Genomic DNA, 4506 nt, shown 5'->3' on the forward strand with positions numbered 1-4506 from the left:
ACCTTGGGCGCCCGGCTCCGCCCCCCAAACCCCACGATCATCCTGATTTCGATGGAGGATCACGCGATGCACGTTGTGGTGCTCGCCGGCGGCGTGGGCGGCGCCCGGATGGCCCACGGGTTCGCCCAGGTCCTGTCGCCGGAGGATCTGGCGGTGATCGTGAACACGGGGGACGACTTCGAGTGGCACGGCCTTCTGGTGTGCCCGGATCTCGACACCGTGATGTATACCCTGGCCGGGATCGCCAACCCGGAGACCGGGTGGGGGATCGCCGGGGATACGTGGGCGGCCCTGGAGATGCTGGGCCGATACGGCGGGGAGACCTGGTTCCGGGTGGGGGATCGCGACCTGGCCACTCACGTCTATCGGACGTTCCTGCGGCGCCAGGGCCTGCGGTTGAGCGAGATCACCGCCCGGCTCTGCCGCGCCTTGGGAGTTCGCCCGGCGGTATGGCCGATGAGCGATGACCCGGTGCGGACGATGGTGGACACCGAGGAGGGGCGCCTGCCGTTTCAGGAGTACTTCGTCCGACGGCAGTGCGCGCCGCGGGTGTACGGGTTTGCGTGGGAAGGCCTGGAGCGGGCGCAGCTGGCCCCGGAGGCGCGGCGGGCCCTGGAGGAGGCCGAGCTCGTGGTGATCGCGCCCTCGAATCCGTATGTGAGCATCGGCCCGATCCTGGCGTTGCCGGGGGCGCTCGATCTCCTTCGAGATCGGACGGTGGTCGCCGTCTCGCCGATCCTCGGCGGGCAGGCGCTGAAAGGGCCGGCGGCGAAGATGATGGCCGAGCTGGGGGAGGTGCCGTCGGCCCTCGGGGTGGCCCGGCGCTATCAGCCCTTCCTGAACGGGTTCGTGCTCGATCGTGTGGACGGGGCGCTGGCCCCCGCGGTGGAAGCCATGGGGGTCCGCGCCTTGGTGACCGACACGGTGATCCTCGACCCGCCCGCGCGGGCGCGCTTGGCGGAGGAGATCATCCGGTGGGTGGGGTCTTGGGGATAGCGCCGCTCACGAAACGGTTACTCGGAAGCCGTCTGGGCCGCGCGGGCGCGGAGCGTTTCCCGCAGCGCCCGGATGTCTTGGGGAGCGGACCAGATGGCCAGGGCGAAGAGCAACCCGCACACGATCCAGGCCCCCACGCAGATCGTTAGGATGGCGGTGTGCAAAGAGGTTCGCACCGCCAACAGCCCGGTGAGGAACGGCGCCAGGGAAGCGCCGCTCCCCTCGATGAACGATTCCAACGCCTGGGCGGAGCTCCGGATCTCCGGCGGGCTGATGTCGAACACCGTGGCCAGGACGTTGGGGGCGGCCAGGGGGATCACGAAGGCGGTGAGGATCACCATGGCCCAGAAGGCGCCGAAGGCGTCCGGCGGGATGGACATGGCGATCGCCAGCAGGATCGCCCCGCTTAACACCCCGGCCATGGACACGATCAGGCGCCCCCGCAGGGTCCGCCGGAACAGCCAATCCCCCATCGCCCCGCCAGCCAGGTACCCCACGGACATCACGATCACAGCGGAGGCCATGATCACGAAGATCTGAGCGTTGCTGTATCCGCGTTCCACCTCCAGATACCGGAAGAACCAGAAGGAGATCACGTTCCAGGGGAAGACGCCGAAGAACCCCTGGGTCACTAAGAAGAGGAAGGTGGGCTTGCGGAGGAGGGCGCGAACTTCTGTGATGCTGAAGCGGTAAGCGGGGATCTCGGCGAGGGCGGCGAGCTCCGGCTCGCTTTGGCCTCGGGGGACCTCACGGACCGTCCGCCAGATGACGAAGGCGAGGATCAGGCCCAGGCTGCCGGTGATCACGTAAATGGCCCGCCAGCCGATGAGGTCCTTGAGGCCGAGGGCGAGGGCCACGCCCATCAGATACCCGACCGGGCCGGTCATCTGGAGGAAGCCGTAGATGCGGCTTCGGAGCTGGGGGCCGAAGTAATCGGAGATCAGGCTGTAGAGGCCGGGGTAAGCGTTGTCATCGATCCCGGTGGAGGCGCGGGTGAGCAGAAAAAGGGGGTAAGTGGGCGCGATGGCGCTGAGCCATGTGGTGGCGCCCCAGATGAACGATGCGAGCCCGATCAGCATGGGGCGGGCGAAGCGATCGGCGAGATATCCCCACAGCGGGTAGAGGAAGAGGCCCACCAGCAAGGCGGCGGTGGAGGCCAGCCCCATGAGGTCTTCCCCGATGTGGAACGTGTTCATGATCTCGGTGGTCAAGGGGCCCAGGAGGAGCTTGTCGGTCTGGTGGAGGAGCATGAAGGCGAACAGGACGATGGCGATGGCCCATGGCGTGCGCATCATCTTCCCCCGTGATGAAAGTTCGGGCAGGGGGCCTGGAGCAGCGTGCCGAGGTGCATCCCAGGCCCCTAAGGTCCCTTTACTCTCGGGCGATCTCGAGGAGCCGGCGCGAGGCCCGCTCGTGTCTATCGCCCTTTATAGCGCGAGATCCATTGCGCCGTCAATTGCAGATAGAGATCCCCGTAGCGGACGCTGGGCTCGATGTAGGATCCTTCCACCCATTCGTTAAACGAGTGGATGAGGATAAGGTCGGGCTGGGTGGGGAGGACGGCCTCCCAGGTTCGGGCGTAGGAGGCGCCGTTCTCGCGATCGCGGGCGAAGGGCGCGCGGCTCACCCGTAGGTCGGCGCAGTGGGGCTGGGCGGAGTTCAGGTCGTCCCATCCGGGCATCACCGTGCCGATCCAGAGCTTCGGCTGGCCGGTCCGCCGCTCCCAATCCCGCACCCGTCCGACCCAGCGCGGGGCCCCGCGGTAGGCGGTGGGGCAACAGGCATGGTCGATCTTATAGACGTAGAGGCCATCGAAGACCGCGAGGTAATCCGGCTGGAGGCCCTCGGCGATCCACCAAGTGGTGTGGTTGGGATCCACGGCCTGGCGGATCTCCCGCCAGCGGGCCACGGCGGTGGCCACGTCCTTATCGGAGGCGGGGCGGTTGCCGGCAGGGTCGGGGACCCGATACAGATCGCTAAACAGGATGATGGGGCGTCCGGCCACCCGGAGGAAGCGGGGGTGAGCGGCGTGGCGGGCGATCAGGTAACGGGGGGTGTCAATCACCCCTGCTGGTTCGTGCCAGGGAGGATGTGACAGAGAAAGGTGGCCGTCGATCGGAAGCCGTTGGGGGAGAGGTTCAGGACCCTCTCGAAATTCGCGTCGGTGCGGTTGCCGGGGGCGAACCAATGGGCGGCGAAGCCGTCGATGCCGGCGGCGCGGGCCTGGGCGATGTGGCGGGCGATCACCCCCGGGTCATCGGAGTGGTAGACGCCGTCCCGGGGCTGGTCGGCGTCGGAGGTGCATCCGGTGGACCAGGTGGGGGGCATACCACGGGAAGTAGCTGGCGAGGACCAGCTGGGGGACAGGCGGGTGGTGAGCGCCAGCGGAGGGATTAAGGGCCGGCGTGGGAGAGGGCGGCGGCGTTCGGGTGGGTCGTGGGGCCGCCGCCGTGGGAGCGGACCTCGGCGTCCGGGTGGGCCGACGGATCGTGGCGGTTGGGGAGGGTCGCGGTCGGGTGTGCGAAGGCAAGGGGGTCGCCGTCGCGGTTGGACGCGGCGTGGAGGTAGGGGGCGGGGTAGAAGTGGGCGCAGCCGTCAGGGGACGAGGTGTCGAGGTCCACATCGGGCCTCTGGTTGGGGAAAGGGCGTTCGACGGTTCGCTGGATGTAGATGGGGAGAGAAAGGAGAAGGGCTGACATCCAAGGAATAAGGAGATGAGCAAGAGGGCGAAGGGGCGAGTAGGCATCGTCACCTCCAGACTTGATTTCATTATGACAAGTTTCTACGTTTCAATCCCACGCTGGTTCGATTGAGGGTTCCCCGTCGCAGACGCACTCCTGCGGGCCCCTTAAGTTTCAATCCCACGCTGGTTCGATTGAGGGCAGGCCAGTGCCGCACTGGGCCTGGAGGACTTCTTCGGTTTCAATCCCACGCTGGTTCGATTGAGGGGCTGGGGGAGCTGATGGATTGGGAGTCCATCCCAACGCGTTTCAATCCCACGCTGGTTCGATTGAGGGCTGGATCGGTTCCTGGGGATCTTACGGGAGATTTCGTGGTTTCAATCCCACGCTGGTTCGATTGAGGGGGTGTTCCTGGAGCAGCGGGAGCGGCTGCTCGGGGAGGTTTCAATCCCACGCTGGTTCGATTGAGGGGATGCGCCCACCGGGTGTCGGGGAAATCCCGCGGGTGTTTCAATCCCACGCTGGTTCGATTGAGGGGCTCGGGCGCTGGCCCATTCCGCGATTTGGAGCCCCGGTTTCAATCCCACGCTGGTTCGATTGAGGGGTAGTCCGTCTGGGTGTAGCTCTGCACCCGGTGCCAAGTTTCAATCCCACGCTGGTTCGATTGAGGGGCGGCTGCCCCCAGCCACGCCAGGATCACCATACGAAGTTTCAATCCCACGCTGGTTCGATTGAGGGGCAAACGCAGGATGTCCGGGTGATCCTTCTGGTTCATGTTTCAATCCCACGCTGGTTCGATTGAGGGTAGAGCGGGCCCACCGGGAGCTCC

Annotated in this window: 5 protein-coding genes and 1 CRISPR repeat array; of the genes, 2 read left to right on the forward strand and 3 right to left on the reverse strand. The window is 66.5% G+C overall.

Translation table 11 applies throughout. From position 1 onward, the window contains the following. Nucleotides 1–66: 66 nt before the first annotated feature. Nucleotides 67–996: a 2-phospho-L-lactate transferase gene (gene cofD / locus ACFMO5_RS02095; protein ID WP_376791124.1), complete on the forward strand. Its 930-nt coding sequence runs from the start codon at nt 67–69 to the stop codon at nt 994–996. A gap of 17 nt (nt 997–1013) precedes the next feature. On the opposite strand, the gene ACFMO5_RS02100 is transcribed toward cofD, so the two are convergent. From ACFMO5_RS02100 to ACFMO5_RS02110, 3 genes are all read right to left on the reverse strand, one after another. Then, nucleotides 1014–2288: an MFS transporter gene (locus ACFMO5_RS02100; RefSeq protein WP_376791120.1), complete on the reverse strand. Its 1275-nt coding sequence runs from the start codon at nt 2286–2288 to the stop codon at nt 1014–1016. A gap of 125 nt (nt 2289–2413) precedes the next feature. Next, nucleotides 2414–3061, reverse strand: coding sequence for a glycoside hydrolase family 99-like domain-containing protein (locus tag ACFMO5_RS02105; RefSeq protein WP_376791121.1), 648 nt, complete (start codon nt 3059–3061; stop codon nt 2414–2416). Further along, nucleotides 3058–3324, reverse strand: coding sequence for a hypothetical protein (locus ACFMO5_RS02110; RefSeq protein ID WP_376791122.1), 267 nt, complete (start codon nt 3322–3324; stop codon nt 3058–3060). Before ACFMO5_RS02110 ends, ACFMO5_RS02105 begins: the two co-directional genes overlap by 4 nt. Before the next feature lie 77 nt (nt 3325–3401). Between ACFMO5_RS02110 and ACFMO5_RS02115 the strand changes: the two genes are divergently transcribed. Next, on the forward strand, nt 3402–3692 hold the full coding sequence (locus ACFMO5_RS02115; protein ID WP_376791123.1) for a hypothetical protein: 291 nt from the start codon (nt 3402–3404) through the stop codon (nt 3690–3692). A 90-nt stretch (nt 3693–3782) separates the two neighbouring features. Next, nucleotides 3783–4482: a CRISPR direct-repeat array (repeat unit 30 nt; unit sequence GTTTCAATCCCACGCTGGTTCGATTGAGGG). The last annotated feature ends 24 nt before the right edge of the window (nt 4483–4506 follow it).

It is taken from the genome of Thermoflexus sp., assembly GCF_042408365.1.
Classification (GTDB): Bacteria; Chloroflexota; Anaerolineae; order Thermoflexales; family Thermoflexaceae; genus Thermoflexus.

Coding starts and splice junctions, on each gene's coding strand:
- cofD (WP_376791124.1), top strand. CDS start 67: ATGCACGTTGTGGTGCTCGCCGGCGGCGTGGGCGGCGCCCGGATGGCC.
- ACFMO5_RS02100 (WP_376791120.1), bottom strand. CDS start 2,288: ATGCGCACGCCATGGGCCATCGCCATCGTCCTGTTCGCCTTCATGCTC.
- ACFMO5_RS02110 (WP_376791122.1), bottom strand. CDS start 3,324: ATGCCCCCCACCTGGTCCACCGGATGCACCTCCGACGCCGACCAGCCC.